General features: G+C 46.2%; 15 protein-coding genes and 1 tRNA gene. All 16 read right to left on the reverse strand.

Annotated elements, in window-relative coordinates:
• Nucleotides 1-26: 26 nt before the first annotated feature.
• The 16 genes from BMY60_RS10990 to gyrA all read right to left on the reverse strand — a co-directional run bounded on the left by BMY60_RS10990 (nt 27) and on the right by gyrA (nt 19,233).
• Nucleotides 27-239, reverse strand: coding sequence for a hypothetical protein (locus tag BMY60_RS10990; protein ID WP_090333620.1), 213 nt, complete (start codon nt 237-239; stop codon nt 27-29).
• A gap of 43 nt (nt 240-282) precedes the next feature.
• Nucleotides 283-2,703, reverse strand: coding sequence for an endopeptidase La (lon, locus tag BMY60_RS10995; protein ID WP_090333621.1), 2,421 nt, complete (start codon nt 2,701-2,703; stop codon nt 283-285).
• Between the two features lie 361 nt (nt 2,704-3,064).
• Complete coding sequence (gene clpX, locus BMY60_RS11000; protein ID WP_090333623.1) at nt 3,065-4,342, reverse strand: ATP-dependent Clp protease ATP-binding subunit ClpX; 1,278 nt, start codon at nt 4,340-4,342, stop codon at nt 3,065-3,067.
• An 86-nt stretch (nt 4,343-4,428) separates the two neighbouring features.
• The gene (clpP, locus tag BMY60_RS11005; protein WP_090333624.1) at nt 4,429-5,070 is read right to left on the reverse strand and encodes an ATP-dependent Clp endopeptidase proteolytic subunit ClpP; all 642 of its coding nucleotides are present in this window, start codon (nt 5,068-5,070) and stop codon (nt 4,429-4,431) included.
• A gap of 1 nt (nt 5,071) precedes the next feature.
• Nucleotides 5,072-6,376 (reverse strand): trigger factor, encoded by a 1,305-nt coding sequence (gene tig / locus BMY60_RS11010; RefSeq protein WP_090333626.1) that lies wholly within the window; start codon nt 6,374-6,376, stop codon nt 5,072-5,074.
• Nucleotides 6,377-6,528: 152 nt separating this feature from the next.
• Nucleotides 6,529-6,613, reverse strand: a tRNA-Leu gene (locus BMY60_RS11015).
• A gap of 99 nt (nt 6,614-6,712) precedes the next feature.
• Nucleotides 6,713-7,471 carry a YciK family oxidoreductase gene (locus tag BMY60_RS11020; RefSeq protein ID WP_090333627.1) on the reverse strand — a complete coding sequence of 253 codons (759 nt, stop codon included), beginning with the start codon at nt 7,469-7,471 and terminating at the stop codon, nt 6,713-6,715.
• 199 nt (nt 7,472-7,670) lie between these two features.
• Complete coding sequence (gene groL, locus BMY60_RS11025) at nt 7,671-9,323, reverse strand: chaperonin GroEL (RefSeq protein WP_090333629.1); 1,653 nt, start codon at nt 9,321-9,323, stop codon at nt 7,671-7,673.
• 69 nt (nt 9,324-9,392) lie between these two features.
• Complete coding sequence (gene groES, locus BMY60_RS11030; RefSeq protein ID WP_090333630.1) at nt 9,393-9,683, reverse strand: co-chaperone GroES; 291 nt, start codon at nt 9,681-9,683, stop codon at nt 9,393-9,395.
• 460 nt (nt 9,684-10,143) lie between these two features.
• Complete coding sequence (locus BMY60_RS11035) at nt 10,144-11,025, reverse strand: prephenate dehydrogenase (protein ID WP_090333632.1); 882 nt, start codon at nt 11,023-11,025, stop codon at nt 10,144-10,146.
• A 19-nt stretch (nt 11,026-11,044) separates the two neighbouring features.
• Nucleotides 11,045-12,061, reverse strand: a complete 1,017-nt coding sequence (aroF, locus tag BMY60_RS11040; protein WP_090333634.1) for a 3-deoxy-7-phosphoheptulonate synthase — start codon at nt 12,059-12,061, stop codon at nt 11,045-11,047.
• Nucleotides 12,058-13,176: a histidinol-phosphate transaminase gene (gene hisC / locus BMY60_RS11045; RefSeq protein ID WP_090333652.1), complete on the reverse strand. Its 1,119-nt coding sequence runs from the start codon at nt 13,174-13,176 to the stop codon at nt 12,058-12,060. Before hisC ends, aroF begins: the two co-directional genes overlap by 4 nt.
• Before the next feature lie 77 nt (nt 13,177-13,253).
• Nucleotides 13,254-14,327, reverse strand: a complete 1,074-nt coding sequence (gene pheA, locus BMY60_RS11050) for a prephenate dehydratase (RefSeq protein WP_090333635.1) — start codon at nt 14,325-14,327, stop codon at nt 13,254-13,256.
• 8 nt (nt 14,328-14,335) lie between these two features.
• Entirely contained in the window at nt 14,336-15,544 is a 1,209-nt protein-coding gene (locus tag BMY60_RS11055) for a phosphoglycerate dehydrogenase (RefSeq protein ID WP_090333637.1), read from the reverse strand.
• On the reverse strand, nt 15,537-16,628 hold the full coding sequence (serC, locus tag BMY60_RS11060) for a 3-phosphoserine/phosphohydroxythreonine transaminase (RefSeq protein ID WP_090333638.1): 1,092 nt from the start codon (nt 16,626-16,628) through the stop codon (nt 15,537-15,539). The genes BMY60_RS11055 and serC overlap by 8 nt, the downstream gene beginning before the upstream one ends.
• Nucleotides 16,629-16,686: 58 nt before the next feature.
• Nucleotides 16,687-19,233 carry a DNA gyrase subunit A gene (gyrA, locus tag BMY60_RS11065; protein ID WP_090333640.1) on the reverse strand — a complete coding sequence of 849 codons (2,547 nt, stop codon included), beginning with the start codon at nt 19,231-19,233 and terminating at the stop codon, nt 16,687-16,689.
• Nucleotides 19,234-19,505: the final 272 nt, after the last annotated feature.

Here is a 19,505-nt window from a genome sequence, read left to right on the forward strand (position 1 = left end):
ACATGTGACAAAAAATACTCTTATAATCAATAAAGTGAGATACGGTGATCAACTGAAATGCTGAATTCTTCGGCTTTTTCGGAACAGAACAAATTTACCTTGCCAGTAACTGTTTTTCTATTAACAGCTATTGTACAATCTGTTTTTAAAACAGAATTTTTCGCCTCAGAAACTTGTCCAGGGATTACGAAATCCTCGCCAATTCCGCTGAAAATATAGTCCGTATCGTCATGATTCAAATTACAATCCTTAAATGCGTCTGATTTTTAACCAGACATATTCTCAGTGTTTAATAACACGATTTGTCATTTTGTCTTCAGCACTTGATTGTATCGAAGCTGCTGAAGCCGATATCGTTGTTGGGACGGATTGTGGCTTATGTTCTAGTGCAATATCCAGTACCTGATCGATCCATTTTACAGGTTTGATGGTTAAGCTGCTTTTAATATTTTCAGGAATATCCGCAAGGTCTTTGGCATTTTTTTCCGGAATAATCACTTTCTTGATACCACCACGGTGTGCAGCAAGCAGTTTTTCCTTGAGCCCGCCAATTGGCAGCACTTCGCCGCGCAACGTGATTTCTCCTGTCATCGCTACGTCCGATCTAACGGCAATATCTGTCAGGACTGACACCATGGCTACACAAATGCCGATACCGGCACTGGGTCCGTCTTTAGGCGTGGCGCCTTCCGGCAGGTGAATGTGAATGTCCTTTTTCTGATAAAATTCTTCCGGTATACCTAACAGGTGAGACCGGCTGCGGACAACAGACAGCGCAGCCTGTATGGATTCTTGCATGACTTCGCCCAGTTTCCCAGTGGTAATGGTTTTGCCTTTGCCTGGTACGACAACCGATTCTATAGTTAGTAACTCGCCGCCCACTTCAGTCCATGCCAGCCCAGTAACCTGGCCGATTTGGTTTTCTTTTTCGGCTACGCCATATGAAAAGCGGCGTACACCTAGGAATTTGTCGAGGTTGCGCGAAGTAACTGATACTTTCCCTTTCTCTTTATCAAGCAATAGTGTTTTGACAGTTTTTCTGCAAATTTTGGAAATTTCGCGTTCCAGCGCGCGAACACCTGATTCGCGTGTATAGTAACGTACGATATCACGGTATGCCGTATCGGAAAGCGTAAGCTCGCTTTTTTTCAGACCATGGTTTTTTAATTGTTTCGGCAACAAATATTTCGCAGCGATATTCAGTTTTTCGTCTTCGGTGTAACCGGACAGATGAATCACTTCCAGACGGTCGAGTAGTGCGGGTGGAATATTCAACGAATTGGCGGTTGCTACGAACATTACATTCGACAAGTCATACTCAACTTCTACATAATGATCGACAAAAGTATGATTTTGCTCAGGATCAAGCACTTCCAATAATGCCGATGCTGGATCGCCGCGAAAATCCATGCCCATTTTGTCTACTTCGTCCAGAAGGAATAATGGATTTCTTACGCCGACTTTAGTCATATTTTGTAGGATTTTTCCCGGCATTGAGCCTATATATGTTTTTCGATGTCCGCGTATCTCGGCTTCATCTCTGACGCCGCCCAACGCCATGCGCACAAATTTTCTGTTAACCGCACGGGCAATGGATTGCCCAAGCGATGTTTTACCCACACCCGGTGGTCCTACCAGACACAAAATCGGGGCTTTCAGTTTGTCAACGCGTTGCTGGACGGCCAAGTATTCAATGATTCTCTCTTTAACCTTTTCAAGACCATAATGATCTTCATTCAGTACAGCCTCCGCAGTACTAAGATCCTTACTAATCTTGTTTTTCTTATTCCATGGCAGGCCGAGAAGCACATCAATATAGTTGCGTACGACGGTTGCTTCAGCGGACATCGGTGACATCAAGCGCAGTTTTCTGAGTTCTGATTCCGCCTTTTCGTGCGCCTCTTTAGGCATATTAGCCGCTTTGATTTTTCGTTCTATTTCTTCTAGATCAGCGCCATCTTCACCTTCGCCAAGCTCTTTCTGAATGGCTTTGACCTGCTCATTCAAATAGTAATCTCTCTGGCTTTTTTCCATCTGGCGCTTGACTCTGCCACGAATGCGTTTTTCAACCTGCAGGATATCCAGTTCAGTTTCTAACAGTCCGAGTAAATGCTCAAGCCGTTTGTTGACATTGAAAATCTCAAGTACGTCCTGTTTCTGCTCAAGCTTTAAAGGCAGATAAGCAGCAATCGTATCGGCAAGGCGGCCGGCTTCGTCAATTCCGCTGAGCGAAGTGATGATTTCAGGCGGAATTTTTTTATTGAGTTTGACATATTGATCAAATTGCGTCATTAATGCGCGTCGCATGGCTTCCGCTTCCGGTTTGTCCTCCTGTGCTTGAGGAATCGGTACAGCTTTACCGTCAAAATGGCTTTCAGAATCTATAAAGTCCAGAATGCGCGCACGTTGATTGCCTTCAACCAAGACTTTAACAGTACCATCTGGCAGTTTTAGCATTTGCAGAATGCTGGCAATACTGCAGACATCGTACATATCGTTTGGTTCCGGTTCATCTTTAGATGCTATTTTTTGTGCAACCAGCAAAATGTTTTTGTTGGACTCCATTGCAAGCTCAAGCGCTTTAATAGATTTTTGCCGTCCAACAAATAACGGAATTACCATATGCGGAAATACAACCACGTCCCGCAAAGGAAGCAATGGCAGTATTAATTGTTCAGAGTCATCTACTACTAGAGAGGTCATATTTATTTAATATTCCGATTGGATTGTACATTTAACAATAGTATATGTCCGCTTACCAAAATCTCAAGTCAATTGTGCATTACAGTAACATAGTTCCATCTGCCGTATACTTAAAAACAGCAGGATATTTTTCTGCTTGTTTGATTATGTGTGTTATCGGATTTTAATGCGCCATGCCGGATAAAAGCCGCAAAACTGGATTCGCGAGAAGATACAACACGGCCTAGCTTTAAATTTTTCCACGGAAAAGTGAATGGAGTGCATGAGGCGATCTGATGCACACAGATATATGTTTCAATTCATGCTATTGTCATACAAAGAAATATTATATTTCTGTCTGATCAAGACAGATTGATATTGGTTAGCTGGAAGTTTTTGCGATTTTTTGTTGATCTGAATAAATCAGAATCGGCTTAATATCCTCATTTGCCACGTTGTAGTCGATAACGACCTTTGTTACATTTTCCAGAGACGGCAGATCGTACATAATGTCGAGCAGGATATCTTCCATGATTGAACGCAAGCCACGTGCGCCGGTCTTTCTTGACAAAGCTTTTTGGGCAATCGCTCTGAGCGCCGCCTCGCGAAACTCCAGATCGACGCCGCCTTCCATATTAAACATCTTCCAGTATTGTTTAACCAGCGCATTTTTTGGTTCGGTTAAAATCTGAACCAAGGCATCTTCATTCAATTCGTCAAGAGTAGCGACAACTGGCAAGCGGCCGACAAATTCCGGGATCAATCCGAATTTGACCAGATCTTCCGGCTCAACATTCTGCAGGATTTTATTGATATCCTTTCGTTTCTGGCTTCTGACATCGGCACCGAAACCAATTCCGCCTTTTTCTGAACGTGCGCGGATTACTTTATCCAGGCCGTCAAAAGCACCACCGCAAATGAACAGAATGTTCGTTGTATCGACCTGAACAAATTCCTGATTTGGATGCTTGCGCCCGCCTTGTGGTGGCACCATTGCTGTGGTGCCTTCAATCAGCTTTAACAGCGCCTGCTGCACCCCTTCACCAGAAACATCGCGGGTTATTGAAGGGTTATCCGATTTGCGTGAAATTTTATCTATTTCATCAATATATACGATACCACGTTGCGCTTTTTCAGCATCGTAATTACATTTTTGTAACAGTTTCTGAATTATGTTTTCAACATCTTCACCGACGTAGCCAGCCTCAGTCAATGCTGTAGCGTCTGCCATAATAAAAGGTACATCCAGCAATCGCGCCAATGTTTGTGCTAGTAAAGTCTTTCCCGAACCTGTCGGACCAATCAGTAAAATATTACTTTTGGATAGCTCAATCTCATCCCCGTCATTTGATTTTGCAATATTTTTCAGACGCTTATAATGGTTATAAACAGCAACCGATAAAATTTTCTTTGCGGATTCCTGGCCAATGACATATTGGTCCAGTGTCTGGTTGATTTCATGCGGCACAGGTAGATTGGACTTGACTAGCTTGGTTGCCTCGTCACCCTGCATTTCCTCACGAATGATATCGTTACACAGCTCAATACATTCATCACAAATAAAAACTGATGGACCTGCGATCAGTTTTCTCACTTCATGCTGACTTTTACCGCAAAAAGAACAGTAAAGCAGTTTTTCACTATTAGTTTTGTCTGCCATATAATTTTTATCCTGACGTCATTTAGCCAATGGCAATGTTAAAAAAGATACAATTACTGTACACAGTAATTACTATACAAGAGTCTTTAATCGGCAGTTTCATCACGATGTGTTAGCACGGCGTCAACCAATCCGTAACTAACCGATTCTTCAGCACTTAGAAAATTATCGCGGTCAGTATCTTTTTCTATTTCTGTTACGGGCTGGCCTGTATGTTTCGCCATAATCTCGTTTAACCGCGACCTTAAATATAAAATCTCTTTGGCGTGAATTTCTATATCGGATGCCTGTCCTTGAAATCCGCCAAGCGGTTGATGAATCATCACGCGCGAATTAGGAAGACAATATCGCTTGCCTTTTGCACCAGCAGTTAGCAGCAAGGCACCCATGCTGGCCGCTTGTCCAATGCATAACGTACTGATATCCGGTTTAATGTATTGCATTGTATCGTAAATGGCAAGCCCTGCAGACACCATGCCACCCGGAGAATTAATATATAAATGGATATCCTTTTCCGAATTTTCGGATTCGAGAAACAGTAATTGTGCCACAACAAGATTTGCGGTTGTTTCATTTACCGGTCCCACCATAAAGATGACTCGCTCTTTCAGCAGGCGCGAATAGATGTCATACGCGCGTTCTCCACGCCCACTGGTTTCTATAACCATCGGTATCAGTCCGAGATTTCTTGGTTCAATGGCTTGCTGCCATTCGAATCTTTCCGTCATATCAGGCGATCTCCATCAGTTCATCAAAAGTCATCTGTTTTTCAACTACATTGACCTGTTGCAGTACCCATTGCACTACATTTGCTTCTAAAGCAATTGATTCCGCATCCTGCAGACGTTCTTTAGATGCATAATGCCATTTTACGATTTCTTCCGGGTTCTCATAGCCCTGAGCGTTTTCTTCAATCACTTTACGCACTTGTTCTGGCGTTGCTTTTAGTTGATGTATTTTCAACAGCTCAGCCAGAATCAGTCCCAGCTTGATTCGATGCTCTGCTTTATTTTTGAACATGTCAGGTGTAAGCTTCATATCGTCTGCACGCATGCCTCGCGCGGTAAAATTTTTGCGTGTATTTTCCATTAAACGGGCGGTTTCCTGAGCAACCAGCACATTCGGTGCATCGATCGGAACGGCATCCATCAGGCACTGCATAGCCTGATCTTTAAGCTTGGCATTAATGCGTTTCGAAACTTCGCGCTCCAGATCGTGACGGATATCGTCACGCATTTTTTCAAGATTGCCATTCTGAATACCTAATTGTTTGGCGAAATCTTCGTTGATTTCCGGTAGCACAGGCAGTTCGACGGATTTGAGTTTGACATCAAAAATAATTGTTTGCCCCGCAATCTCCTTGCCATGATAGTCCTCAGGAAATACTACATCAAACGTTTTTTCTTCGTCCGCCTGCATTCCAATCAACGCTGCCTCAAAGTCTTTAATAAAATTTTCCTCGCCGACAACCAAATATATATCTTCGCCTTTGCCGCCTTCAAAATCCTTGCCGCCCAGTTTTCCATTAAAATCCAGCTTAACGCGGTCTCCTTCTATAACTGCACGATCTGCAGTTTGGTATTGAACATGTTGTTTTCGAATCATTTCTATGGTCTTATCAACATCTTCAGCAGCTAACTGAGTTACTGGTTTTTCGATCGACAGCTGGCTCAAGTCACCGACAACAATTTCTGGATACACTTCAAACCGGGCAGTGAACGCATATTGCGCAGGGTTATCGTTATTCTGCTTTGTTTCATAGCGCGGATAGCCGGCAACCTGCAGATTATGTTCTTTGACAACTTCACTGAATTTTTTACTCAGTGCATCCCCTAGCACTTCCTGTTGTACTTCTGCGCCATACCGTTGAGATACCAGTTTTAACGGCACTTTGCCAGGACGGAAACCGTGCATTTTGACTTTCTTTGCCAGTTGTTTCAGGCGTTTGTCGACTTCTTCTTGTATTTGATCTTGTGGAATGGATATGTCGATACGACGTTCAAGCGCTCCGAGATTTTCTACATTTGATTGCATTAAAATTCCTGATTGAATAACAACTTAAAAAATTAAATGTCAATGTTAATATTAGGCTATATTGTAACCGGATAATCAGCTGTTTCAGATTTCCAGTCAGTCAGTTATGTGCGAAACCGGTTGTTAAAGAGACAATGGAAGATAGGTGCCAGTGGTGCGAAAGGGGGGACTCGAACCCCCACACCTTGCGGCGCCAGAACCTAAATCTGGTGCGTCTACCAATTCCGCCACTTTCGCTCCGTTGTTAAATCTCCCTTTTGATACGCATTACATACGTATTGATGCATATACCTTGCTCAACGCTATGATTATACCCGTTTAACTGAGAGTGAGCATTTAATGCTGCACCTGACACTGAATAATTTCACCGTTTACCGTATTGCTGTCCGGGCCCATGAGAAACAAATAAGCAGGCATTAAATCATCAGGTTGCGGTAATATTTTTTTGATCTCGCCGGGGTGTGTTTTTGCACGTTGCGGTGTATTGACCGCACCCGGGATTAATGCATTGATACGCAGGTTTGGCAGCATGCTCCATTCATCCGCCTGTATTTTTACCAGCGCCTCGACTCCTGCTTTGGCAACTGAAAAACCGCCCCAGTATGCTGTCGGACGCTGTCCGTGCGAACTGGCTGTCATAATGATGCTGGCGTCAGGCGCGGCTTTTAATAGAGGCAGGCAGGCTTTTGTCAGTGCAAATGGTGCAATCAGGTTGACTTGCAGCAGTGTTTGCCATTGTTCAAGTGTTTGAGACTCCATCGGACTTGGTCCATGCAGGAATGCAGCATTATGCAAAATACCGTCCAAACGTCCAAATTGTTCGGCGATTGCCTGCACTAGCAGGTTGTAGTCGTTTTCTGAGGCTTTTTCCAGGTTGAGCGGGTAAATAACAGGTTGCGTTATACCGAGTGTTTCAATTTCGTCATACACGCGCTCAAGCTTTTTAGTTGTTCTGCCATGCAGTATGATAACAGCACCATGTTTCGCAAAAGCAATTGCTGCCGCGCGCCCCAATCCCTGTCCGGCACCTGTTACAAGAATGACGCGATTTTGCAACAGGTTATCAGGTGGTGAGTAATCACTGTAATGATTCATATTGTCAACTGTACCATGCTTCAACCGTCACGAAAAAAGAATAAAGCATATGATTGCATTGATGTTTCAGATCATTCATTCTCAATTGCAGCGATCTGTTCACTAAAAAAAAGCAACAACCCCTACCGACAGGGTTGTTGCTTGGTATCGGCCAGAACATTATAGCGCACCAGCCATAACGCTACGCGCTACGGTGTTGTTACATATCCATGCCGCCCATACCGCCCATACCGCCCATACCGCCCATGCCGGCTGCACCGCCAGGTGATTCCTCTTTTGGCAATTCTGCAACCATAGCATCGGTGGTCAGTATCAAACTAGCAACTGATGCTGCATTTTGCAAAGCGGAGCGTGCTACTTTGGTTGGATCCAGCACACCGGTTTCAACCATGTCGCCGTATTCTCCGGTCGCTGCGTTATAGCCATAGTTACCAGTGCCTTCGACAACTTTGTTAACCACAACTGAAGGCTCATCGCCTGAGTTGGTTACGATTTGACGTAACGGCTCTTCGAGTGCACGAATGACAATCTTGATTCCGGCATCCTGATCGTGGTTGTCCCCTTTCAATTTTTGAATGGCTGGAATGGTACGCAACAACGCGACGCCACCACCTGCTATTACACCTTCTTCCACAGCTGCGCGTGTCGCATGCAAGGCGTCTTCAACACGCGCTTTTTTCTCTTTCATTTCCACTTCGGTGGCTGCGCCGACTTTAATCAGTGCAACACCGCCCGCTAGCTTGGCTACCCGTTCTTGCAGTTTTTCTTTGTCATAATCGCTACTCGCTTCTTCGATCTGCGCACGAATTTGTTTGACACGGCCTTCGATATTAGCTGCTTCACCCGCGCCATCAATGATAGTGGTATTTTCTTTGCCAACTTCTACGCGTTTTGCCTGGCCCAGATTATCCAGCGTGACTTTTTCAAGCGATAAGCCGACTTCTTCGGAAATAACTGTGCCGCCGGTCAGAATGGCGATATCTTCAAGCATGGCTTTACGGCGGTCGCCAAAGCCAGGCGCCTTAACAGCACATGTTTTCAGGATACCGCGAATATTGTTTACTACCAGTGTTGCCAATGCTTCACCTTCAATATCTTCTGCGATAATCAGTAATGGCTTGCTGGCCTTAGCAACTTGCTCCAGAACTGGAAGTAAGTCTCTAATGTTAGATATTTTTTTATCGTGTAGCAGGATGTAAGGGTCATCCAGCAGTGCAATTTGTTTTTCAGCGCTGCTGACAAAATAAGGAGACAGGTAACCGCGGTCAAACTGCATGCCTTCGACTACTTCCAGTTCATTCTGGAGCCCAGAACCGTCCTCAACAGAAATCACGCCTTCCTTGCCGACCTTGTCCATCGCGTCAGAAATAATTTTACCGATTTCAGCGTCAGAGTTTGCTGAAATGCTGCCTACCTGAGCGATTTCTTTTGCCGTGGCGCAGGGTTTGGACATTTTTTTCAGTTCTTCAACTGTAGCGGTGACAGCCTTGTCAATACCGCGTTTCAAATCCATCGGATTCATACCAGCGGCAACATAACGCATACCTTCTTTAACAATCGACTGCGCCAGAACTGTTGCAGTTGTTGTGCCGTCGCCGGCTACATCAGATGTCTTGCTGGATACTTCTTTGAGCATCTGTGCGCCCATGTTTTCAAACTTGTCTTTCAGTTCAATTTCCTTAGCAACAGACACGCCATCTTTGGTAATTGTTGGCGCACCATAGGCACGGTCCAAAACAACATTGCGGCCTTTGGGTCCCAGTGTTACTTTGACCGCGTCGGCCAATATGTTAACCCCGTCGATCAGTTTGTGGCGTGCTATATCTCCAAATTTCACTTCTTTTGCTGACATAATTTTCTTTCTCCTCGTACTTAAACCTATTGTTTTAGCGTGTCACTATCCTGAACAAGCTGGATGCTATCAGCCCTCAATCACACCCATAATGTCTTCTTCGCGCATTACTAACAGTTCATCGCCTTCAACTTTGACAGCCTGACCGGAATACTTGCCGAACAAAACTTTGTCGCCCACTTTGACTTCCAATGCACGCACGTTTCCATCGTCGCCTGCTTTACCCTTGCCTACCGCAAGAACTTCACCCTGATCAGGCTTTTCGGTAGCGCTGTCTGGAATTACGATGCCGGAAGCTGTTTTACGCTCTTCCTCAAGTCGCTTGACGATCACGCGATCATGTAATGGACGAATTTTCATGCTTTTGTCTCCTATTAAAAAATTTAACGCAAATGTATGAAATAATTTGTCAATCTATTGATAAGCTGTTCTGATATTTTTAGGATTTTGCAATCCGTGAAATGATATTGGCACTCGCTATCAATGAGTGCTAGCAATGATAATGCCTATACCATGGAATTTCAAGGCCACGGCTAAAAAAATTTCTGTTGTTGAAATGCAAAGAGACTAGGGAGTGTTAACAATTATGGGCTGTTGCTGCCGATACCCATTTTAGTCCTCAGCAAGGCAGAATGTGCGTGATGTGGTCACTCTACATGAGCGAGTGGTAACGCAGCGGAGGACAACAATGCATGGCACCATTTCAGGAACAAAAGAAATAATTCACGAATTGTTAGTGCCCCTTAAACTGGAGTCAGTTAAAAATAAAATTGCTCGCTTTTAAAAATATTTATATTTTGTTCAAATTTAAAATGAATCTTTAATTTTTTCGGCTTAACCAGTCCTCCCGCATTTCCCGTGCTTGAGAAAATGCTTTTTCCAGCGCTTCTCCATCCACATTTGTCAAAACAGCTTGTATAGTATTTAATTCATTTTGATAGGCAGCGATCTGTTTCAGCAGTGCTTCCCGATTGGCCAAACAGATATCGCGCCACATTTCCGGTGAACTGCTGGCGATACGGGTGAAGTCACGAAAACCGCTGCCGGCAAAGTGCAGCAGGCTTCTGGGATGGTTTGAATTGTTGCGCAGATAATTCATCAGCGTGAACGCGAGAATATGCGGCAAATGACTGGTGGCTGCGAGCGTCTCATCATGTTCTGCCACCTGCATTTGTGACACCTTGGCGCCGCAGGCCTGCCATAGTGCGGTGGTTATTTCAATTGCCGTAATATGTGTTTCTTTGATCGGTGTGAGAATGACGTGTTTGTCAATATACAGACTGTCCTGTGCGGCTAGCACGCCACTGTATTCGGCGCCGGCGATTGGGTGTCCAGGCACGAAGTTTTTCAAGTTATTATCCAGGTGATTGCGGGCTGCTGTGACAACATCCTGTTTGGTGCTGCCGGCATCTGATACGACGGTGCCGGTCCTCAGATGCGGTGCAATCTGCGCCATGATGTTTTTGGTCTGGCCAACAGGCATCGCGAGTAGAACAAAATCGGCATCCTGAAGCGCTGATGCCATGTCCTTTGCAATTTCGTCTATGACGCCAAGATTTAGCGCGCGTTGCATATTTTTTTGACCGCGCCCGATGCCGACTATATTGTTGGCAATACCAGCTTTGCGCAGTGCAAGGGCAAACGAGCCGCCAATCAGTCCGACACCGACAATAACCAGCTTATTCAACGTAATGTGTGCCATAAACATGCTGCAACATAGATTAAAGCGTTCGGCCAATGACCTGGGCAATACCTTTGAGTGAATTTATCAAATCGGTAAATTCCTGCGGATTCAGCGCCTGATCTGCATCGCACCAGGCCTCGCATGGATTGGGATGCATTTCAACCAGCAGACCGTCGGCGCCTGCGGCAATTGCTGCACGGGCGAGTGAGGGTACCATCCAGGCCTTGCCGCCGGCATGCGACGGATCGATAATGACGGGTAGATGGGTCTCGCGCTTTAGCATAGGCACGCTGGTGACATCGAGCACATTGCGGTATGCGGTTTCAAAAGTACGGATACCGCGCTCGCAGAAAATGATATTGTGATTGCCCCTTGCGGCAATATATTCAGCAGCCATCAGCCACTCGGAGATGGTTGCAGATAAGCCGCGCTTGAGGATGACGGGTTTGTGAATACCTCCGACTTCCTTCAGCAGATCGAAATTCTGCATGTTGCGCGTGCCGATCTGGATGACGTCGACATCATGCTCTAGGAAGGTGTCGAGCATACGTACATCCATTAGTTCGGTGACAATGGGCAGATTGTATTTATCCGCGGCTGTACGGAAAATTCCCAAGCCATCGCGACCTTTTCCCTGAAAAGTATACGGACTGGTGCGCGGTTTGAATGCACCACCGCGCATCAGGCGGCAGCCTGCCGAGGATACCTGTTGTGCAGCCAGATCCATTTGCGTCTGCGTTTCCACTGAACACGGACCACCGATAACCTGAATCTGGCTACCACCGACTGGAATGCCACGAACGTCAATAACCGAATCTTGTTGATGCGATTCGCGTGAAACAATTTTGTATTGTTTAACGATATGCATTGAGTATTCGACACCAGGCATCGGATCGAAAATTTCCGGGTCGAGTTTGGTCTCATCACCGATAGCACCAATGACTACTCGTCTGGTACCGCGTGAGATATTGACTTCATGGCCAAGATCCTGGATTTTTTTTACGACGTTACCGATTTGTTCTTCGGTCACCTCTTTGTTCATGACAATGATCACGCTAATTCTCCTAATGCGTATTCTAGTGATTTGAGAAATTTTTGATTTTCAGACTCAAGTCCGATGGTAACCCGCAGATGGTGCGGCATCTCATATATGCCCAGCGGCCGGACTATAACACCCTGGCGTAACAGATTCTGATAAATCCGGGTAGTAGCGGCCGCATCACCTTCAACACGAAAAGTGATGAAATTTCCATACGAAGGAATATATTCTATTCCAATTTTGCGAAATCCATCTGTGAGTTGCAGCATTCCGGCGCGATTAAGAGCATATGACTGCTGGACGAATTCGTTGTCCTGCAGTGCCGCCAACGCACCGGCCAGCCCGATACTGCTGACATTGAACGGTTGACGCACACGATTCATAAGGTTGGCGACTTCAGGATGTGCAAGACCAAAGCCGATGCGCACGCCGGCCAATCCATAGACTTTGGAGAAGGTGCGTGTGATAACCAGATTGGAAAATTGTTTCAGCCAATTGATGCTATCGGACTTGTTTGCTGCAGGGAGGTATTCGTTATAGGCTTCGTCCAGGACAACCAATACGTCTTTTGATACACGTTCCATAAATCGCAATAAATCTTCGGAAGCGGATAGTGTGCCGGTTGGATTATTGGGGCTGGCGATGAATACCATGCGTGTTTCCGGCGTAACCGCATCGAGCATGGCCGGCAGATCATGGCCATATTCTCTGGCCGGCACGGAGATGCCGTTGGCGCCAATAGTTTGTGTCACGAGTGGGTAGACTGCAAACGCATGTTGTGAGTAGACGGCTGCTGCGCCGGGTTTAAGAAATACGCGTGCGGCGAGGTCGAGTACGTCATTGGAACCGTTTCCGAGAATGATTTGTTCGGTATTGACAGCGTAAAGTTTGGATAGCGCCTGTTTCAATTCGAAACCACTGCCGTCCGGATATCGGGTGACATCATGCAGAGTATGAATCATGGCTTCAAGCGCTAAAGGACTGGTGCCTAGCGGGTTTTCGTTGGAGGCCAGCTTTACGATGCCGGACTCATCGAGCCCCATTTCTCTGGCCAATTCCGATATCGGTTTGCCGGGTTGATAGGGATGAATTGCGCGAATATATTCCGGTGCAAAATCGCAGAGATTCATAGTAGTCAATTTTTCGTTGATGGTTAAAAAACTGGTCAATGTTTTAAGTTGATAGGTTCTTTGTTGCTGGTAACAATCTATGTTGCTGGATAAGAACCGAGGATTTTCAGGAACGAAGCTTTTTCGTTGAGTTCCTTAAGCGCTTTAGCGACATTGGCGTCTTTCTGGTGACCTTCGATATCGACAAAAAAAACATACTGCCACAGATGGATGCGTGAAGGGCGGGATTCGAGACGGGTCATGCTGACATCATTGACAGCAAACGGTGTCAATAATTTATGAATGGCACCAGCATAATTACCAGCCGACATGACCAAGGATGTTTTGTCTTTACCTGAAGGCGTCACTTTCTGAGTGCCGAGCACCAGAAAACGCGTGGTGTTTTTAGAATCATCTTCGATATTTTCTGCGCAGATTTTCAAATTGTAGAAATCGGCCGCTCTTTTGCTCGCAATAGCGGCAGCGTGCTCGTCTTGTGCGGCCAGGCGGGCAGCATCGGCGTTACTGCTGGTATTGATATAGGCAGTGCTGGAAACCCCAGGCAGCGTCGTCTGCAACCAGTGGTGGCATTGTGCGAAAGACTGCGGATGGGAGAAAATTTTGTCGATTTTTGTCAGGTCGGCCTGTATGGCCATCAGACACTGATGGACGGGTAGCTGAATTTCTCCGCAGACGGTCAGAGAGGTTTGCAGCAGCAGATCCAGTGTTCGGCCAACCGCGCCTTCGGTTGAGTTTTCCACGGGCACAACGCCATATCCGGCGCGGCTGGACTCGACACTGCGAAACACTGCATCAATAGAATCGCATGGCAGCGTGGTAAAAGCGCTGCCAAAACGCTTAGTGGCGGCTTCCTCTGAGAATGTGCCCTGTGGCCCCAGACAGGCTACAGTCATTGGTTTTTCTAATGCACGACAGATCGACATGATTTCAGTGAAAAGCTGTGCTATGCGCGCACTGTCCAGGGGCCCGGGATTATCTTGCTGCATCCGCGCCAGTATTTGTGCTTCGCGCTCAGGCCGGTAAATAATGTTGTTTTTCTTTATAAAACCAATTTTCTGGGCGAACTCGGCGCGTTTGTTGACGAGCTTTAGTATTTCGCCGTCAATTTTGTCTATCTCGTAACGTAATTGTTTTAATTGTTCATGAGTCATATAACTGATCAATTAACTTGTCGAATCGGGACGGGCACATAACGCGCCGATAAAACACCTGAAATCGAAACAATTTTGCTAATAACCTGCTGCGGGACCGGACTGTCGACGTCGACCAGCGTATAAGCGATCTCCCCCCGGGATTTATTCACCATATTGTGAATATTTAAACCCGCCTTTGCCAGATCTGTAGATATTTGTCCTACGATATTGGGAACATTTTCGTTGGCAACGGCGATCCGATAGGATGATTCCCGCTCCATGGTGGTATTGGGAAAGTTGACGGTGTTGGTAATATTACCATTTTGCAGAAAATCAACAAGTTGATTCACGACCATTACCGCGCAGTTTTCTTCGGCCTCCAGAGTTGAAGCGCCAAGATGCGGCAAGGTAATAACGGAATCATGGTGTTGCAATTTCTGGCTTGGAAAATCACATACATAAAACTTTATTTTTCCGGATGACGCTCCGGTCAGCACAGCTTCTTCATCGACAATGGTATTGCGCGAAAAATTCAGCAGAATCGTACCCTGCTTCATGTTACCGATGCTTTTTTCATTGATGAGGTGCCATGTGGTGTCAACTAAGGGAACGTGAACGGTAATAAAATCGCTGGTACGCAACAAGGCTTCAATACTTTGGGCTTTCCTGACTTCAGACGACAAACTCCAAGCGGATTCAACTGTAATGTTGGGATCATAGCCAACGACTTTCATGCCGAGTTTAATCGCTGCATCTGCGACCAGTCTGCCAATTTCGCCCAGGCCGATAATGCCAAGCGTACGTCCTGGCAATTCCATACCTGAGAAACGTTTCTTTTCACGTTCTGCCAGCTTATGCAAGGCTTCGTCGTCGCCTTGCAGGGTTTCAACAAAACGTAACGCGGGCAGCAGGTTGCGGGCGGCCAGTAACAGGCCTGCCAACACCAGTTCCTTAACCGCATTGGCATTGGCGCCTGGCGTGTTAAATACGGGGAGGCCACGTTCACTCATGGCGTGGACCGGAATATTGTTGGTGCCGGCACCCGCGCGTCCGATAGCCAGTATCGTTTGGGGAATATCCATGTTCAGCATATTGTGCGAACGGACCAGAATGGCATCAGGCTGCACGATATTTTTGCCGATCTGATAATTGTCTGCAGGAAAACGTTCCAGTCCAGCAGGTGCAATATGATTCAAAGTGAGAATCTTGAAAGCGGCTTGTTGGTGTTCAGGCATTTTTGTTGGCAAACTCCTTCATGAATTCAATTAGTTGTACAACACCATCCATGGGCATGGCATTGTACAACGATGCGCGCATGCCGCCAACGGAACGGTGACCCTTGAGTTGAACGAGGCCGTTTGCTTCGGCTTGTTCAAGAAACAAAGCGTCCAAAGCGGGATTTCTTAGTGTGAAAGGAATATTCATTCTGGATCGGTCCGGTACGTCGACAGGGCATTGATAAAAATCGCAGGAATCAATCAAGTCATAGAGCAGAGCGGACTTGCGAATGTTGGTTTGTTCAATAGCGGCGAGCCCGCCTTGCCGTTTTAGCCATTTTATTACCAGGCCGGTTATGTAGATAGCGTAGGTCGGTGGTGTGTTATACATGGAGTTATGTTTGATGTGAGCCTGGTAATCAAACAGTGTCGGTGTTCCCGGTTGCGCGAAACCCGCAAGATCCTCGCGGATAATAACCAATACCAGGCCCGCAGGCCCCAGGTTTTTCTGTGCGCCGGCGTAAATAAGTCCATAACGGGTTACGTCCAGAGGACGAGAAAGAATATTTGAAGACATGTCGGCTACGATCGGTATGTCGTGATCGGAGGGAGGTTCTGGCGTCCAGTGAAACTCGACGCCACCGATGGTTTCGTTGGATGTCATGTGAACATAAGCGGCATCGCTATCAAGATGCCACTGGTCTTGCGGTGGAACATACGTAAAACGGGCGTCTTCTGATGAAGCGGCAATGTTGACAAAACAATAACGGTTTGCTTCGTTTATGGCTTTATCGGACCATTGCCCGGTATGGATATAATCGGCTTTCGTTTTGCCGCGGAGCAAATTCATCGGCACCATGGCGAACTGACTGGACGCGCCGCCCTGTAAAAACAATACCTTGTAATTTGGCGGAATATTGACCAGTTCGCGTAGATCCTGTTCCAGGTCTTCTATGATCGAAGTAAACTCTAGGCCGCGGTGGCTCATTTCCATTACCGACATGCCACTGCCGTGCCAGTCTAGCATTTCATCGCGTGCCAGCTGCAAAATTTCTCTGGGTAGTGTTGCGGGACCTGCACTGAAGTTATAAATCTGATTCATTTATTGTGTGACTGGAGACTGTTCTGGTTGTGTGAATATACAATAGCAGATTGTTCACTCATTCCTCTGCGCTTTCAATGACTTTTTCCAATCCTGCCAGTTTCTCGCCTTCATCTAGATTAATCAGCGTGACACCTTGGGTTGCGCGGCTCATTTCACGCACTTCATTGACACGTGTGCGTATCATGACACCACCGGAGGTGATCAGCATAATTTCGTCCTCGGGTTTGACCAGTTTCGCCGTAACGACTTTGCCGTTGCGTTTGCTTGTTTTGATGGCGATCATACCCTGTGTTCCACGGTTATGGCGCGTATATTCGCCGATCGGCGTGCGTTTGCCATAACCGTTTTCGGTAACGGTCAGAACAGCCTGTGTTTCGTCTTCTGCGACGAGCAGTGAAATGACTTTTTGTCCTGCACCCAGCCTCATCCCGCGCACGCCGCGCGCAATGCGCCCCATCGGACGTACGACATTTTCACTAAAACGCATGGCTTTGCCGTTATCGGAAAACAGCATTACGTCAAATTGACCATCGGTCAGTGCGACACCGATCAGATAGTCGTCATCACTTAACCCGATAGCGATAATACCGTTGTTTCGTGGTCTCGAAAATTCTGACAAAGGTGTTTTCTTGACGGTGCCAGATGCCGTCGCCATAAAAACAAATTGATTTTCGTCAAATGTCTTGACGGGTAAAATGGCATTGATTTTTTCGTCATCCTCCAGTTGAACCAGATTAATAATCGGCTTCCCACGCGATATTCTTCCGGCCAGCGGCACTGAGTAGACCTTTATCCAGTAAACACGGCCACGGCTGGAAAAACACAGAATATAGTCATGTGTATTGGCAATAAACAGATTGTCAATAAAGTCATCTTCCTTTGTACTGGCTGCTTGTTTACCGCGGCCACCGCGTTTTTGTGCCCGGTACTCATCCAGTAACTGTGATTTGATATATCCGCTGTGAGATAGTGTGACGACAACATCAGCGGGTGTGATCAGGTCTTCAATACTTAGGTCTTGCGTATCGGTGATAATTTCGCTGCGGCGTGTGTCGCCAAACTGCTGCTGTATGGCTTGAAGTTCTTCGCTGATAATGTCAGTAATTCTTCCGGGGTTAGATAAAATATCAATAAAATCAACAATTTTATCCATTACACTTTTGTATTCTTCAACAATTTTGTCTTGCTCAAGGCCGGTCAGGCGCTGCAGGCGCAAGTCCAGAATCGCCTGAGCCTGTGCTTCAGATAGCCGATAGCCTTGCGGTTGCAAACCAAACTCAGGCGCCAGCCCTTCCGGGCGTAGTGTTTGTGTGTCAGTTACTGCCCTTGCAAGCATTTCTTCAACCAGTACGGAGCGCCATGTTCTTGCCATGAGTGCCTTCTTGGCCTCTGCCGGTGTGGCTGACGTTTTGATGAGGGTAATGATTTCGTCAACATTGGACAGTGATACAGCCAGACCTTCGAGAATGTGGCCACGTTCGCGCGCTTTTTTTAACTCAAATACAGTTCTGCGCGTTACAATCTCACGCCGGTGACGCAAGAATGCAGCAAGTATTTGTTTTAAATTCAGCTGTCGTGGTTGACCGTCCAGCAAGGCGACCATATTCATACCGAAGGTGTCCTGCATTTGTGTTTCTTTATACAGGTTATTGAGGATGACTTCGGGAATCTCGCCACGTTTTAACTCAATGACAATGCGCATTCCGGATTTATCTGATTCATCACGCAAATCCGAAATTCCATCGATTTTTTTATCACGAACCAGTTCGCCAATCCGTATAAGCAAGTTGGCTTTGTTTACCTGATAGGGTAATTCGTCAACAATGATGGCTTGCCGGCTGCCTTTGTCCAGATCTTCAAAATGCGTGCGGGCGCGCATCACAACCCGGCCACGTCCTGTGCGGTATCCATCATGTACACCGTTGATGCCATATATAATGCCGGCAGTTGGAAAATCGGGTGCATGGATACATTTGATCAGCTCGTCAACACTTGTTTCAGGATTCTTGAGAAGCTTCAGGCTGGCGTCAATAACTTCGTTCAAATTATGCGGGGGTATATTAGTTGCCATACCTACCGCGATGCCGGATGAACCGTTAATCAGGAGATTGGGGATTTTTGTCGGCAGAATAAGGGGTTCTTGTTCTGATTCGTCATAATTAAGACCGAAATCAACTGTTTCCTTATCCAAATCCACGAGTAACTCATGCGCAATACGGGACATGCGAATTTCTGTGTAACGCATGGCTGCTGCATTATCACCATCAATGGAACCAAAATTGCCCTGGCCGTCTATTAGCATATAGCGCAAGGAGAAATCCTGTGCCATGCGCACGATGGTGTCGTAAACCGCAGTGTCGCCATGTGGGTGATATTTACCGATAACATCACCGACAATACGAGCTGACTTTTTATAGGGCCGATTCCAGTCATTTGATAATTCGTGCATGGCATACAGTATGCGGCGGTGGACCGGTTTAAGGCCGTCCCGGACATCGGGCAAGGCGCGCCCGACAATGACGCTCATGGCATAATCTAGGTAAGAGCGGCGCATTTCCTCTTCGAGGCTGACCGGCAGAGTTTCTTTGGCAAATTGATCCATATTCTATGATTAATTAAGAAACAGCTGATTAACTGGTAACTGGTTAAGGGTATAAGGTAAAGATGCTGGCTTTGGTCTTGATTTCCGACAGATCAAAATTTTTTAATTCTACCATGATGACGCCCTTTCTCTGGAACTTTAGCTTATCGTAATTGAAAAAACGGTGTCTGGAAAATTCGCGAAAGAAAAAAAGCTTGAAAATGCAGACTACATGGGTAAAGATAATAACTTTTTCTAAATTTGAGCGTGGCAGTATTGGCGATTGTGCCGCG

This window comes from Nitrosomonas sp. Nm51 (assembly GCF_900111165.1).
GTDB lineage: Bacteria > Pseudomonadota > Gammaproteobacteria > Burkholderiales > Nitrosomonadaceae > Nitrosomonas.

Coding starts and splice junctions, on each gene's coding strand:
- clpX (WP_090333623.1), bottom strand. CDS start 4,342: ATGGCAGACAAAACTAATAGTGAAAAACTGCTTTACTGTTCTTTTTGC.
- tig (WP_090333626.1), bottom strand. CDS start 6,376: ATGCAATCAAATGTAGAAAATCTCGGAGCGCTTGAACGTCGTATCGAC.
- BMY60_RS11035 (WP_090333632.1), bottom strand. CDS start 11,025: ATGGCACACATTACGTTGAATAAGCTGGTTATTGTCGGTGTCGGACTG.
- clpP (WP_090333624.1), bottom strand. CDS start 5,070: ATGACGGAAAGATTCGAATGGCAGCAAGCCATTGAACCAAGAAATCTC.
- serC (WP_090333638.1), bottom strand. CDS start 16,628: ATGAATCAGATTTATAACTTCAGTGCAGGTCCCGCAACACTACCCAGA.
- pheA (WP_090333635.1), bottom strand. CDS start 14,327: ATGACTCATGAACAATTAAAACAATTACGTTACGAGATAGACAAAATT.
- hisC (WP_090333652.1), bottom strand. CDS start 13,176: ATGAATCTCTGCGATTTTGCACCGGAATATATTCGCGCAATTCATCCC.
- BMY60_RS11020 (WP_090333627.1), bottom strand. CDS start 7,471: ATGAATCATTACAGTGATTACTCACCACCTGATAACCTGTTGCAAAAT.
- lon (WP_090333621.1), bottom strand. CDS start 2,703: ATGACCTCTCTAGTAGTAGATGACTCTGAACAATTAATACTGCCATTG.
- BMY60_RS11055 (WP_090333637.1), bottom strand. CDS start 15,544: ATGCCTGAACACCAACAAGCCGCTTTCAAGATTCTCACTTTGAATCAT.
- groL (WP_090333629.1), bottom strand. CDS start 9,323: ATGTCAGCAAAAGAAGTGAAATTTGGAGATATAGCACGCCACAAACTG.
- gyrA (WP_090333640.1), bottom strand. CDS start 19,233: ATGGATCAATTTGCCAAAGAAACTCTGCCGGTCAGCCTCGAAGAGGAA.
- groES (WP_090333630.1), bottom strand. CDS start 9,683: ATGAAAATTCGTCCATTACATGATCGCGTGATCGTCAAGCGACTTGAG.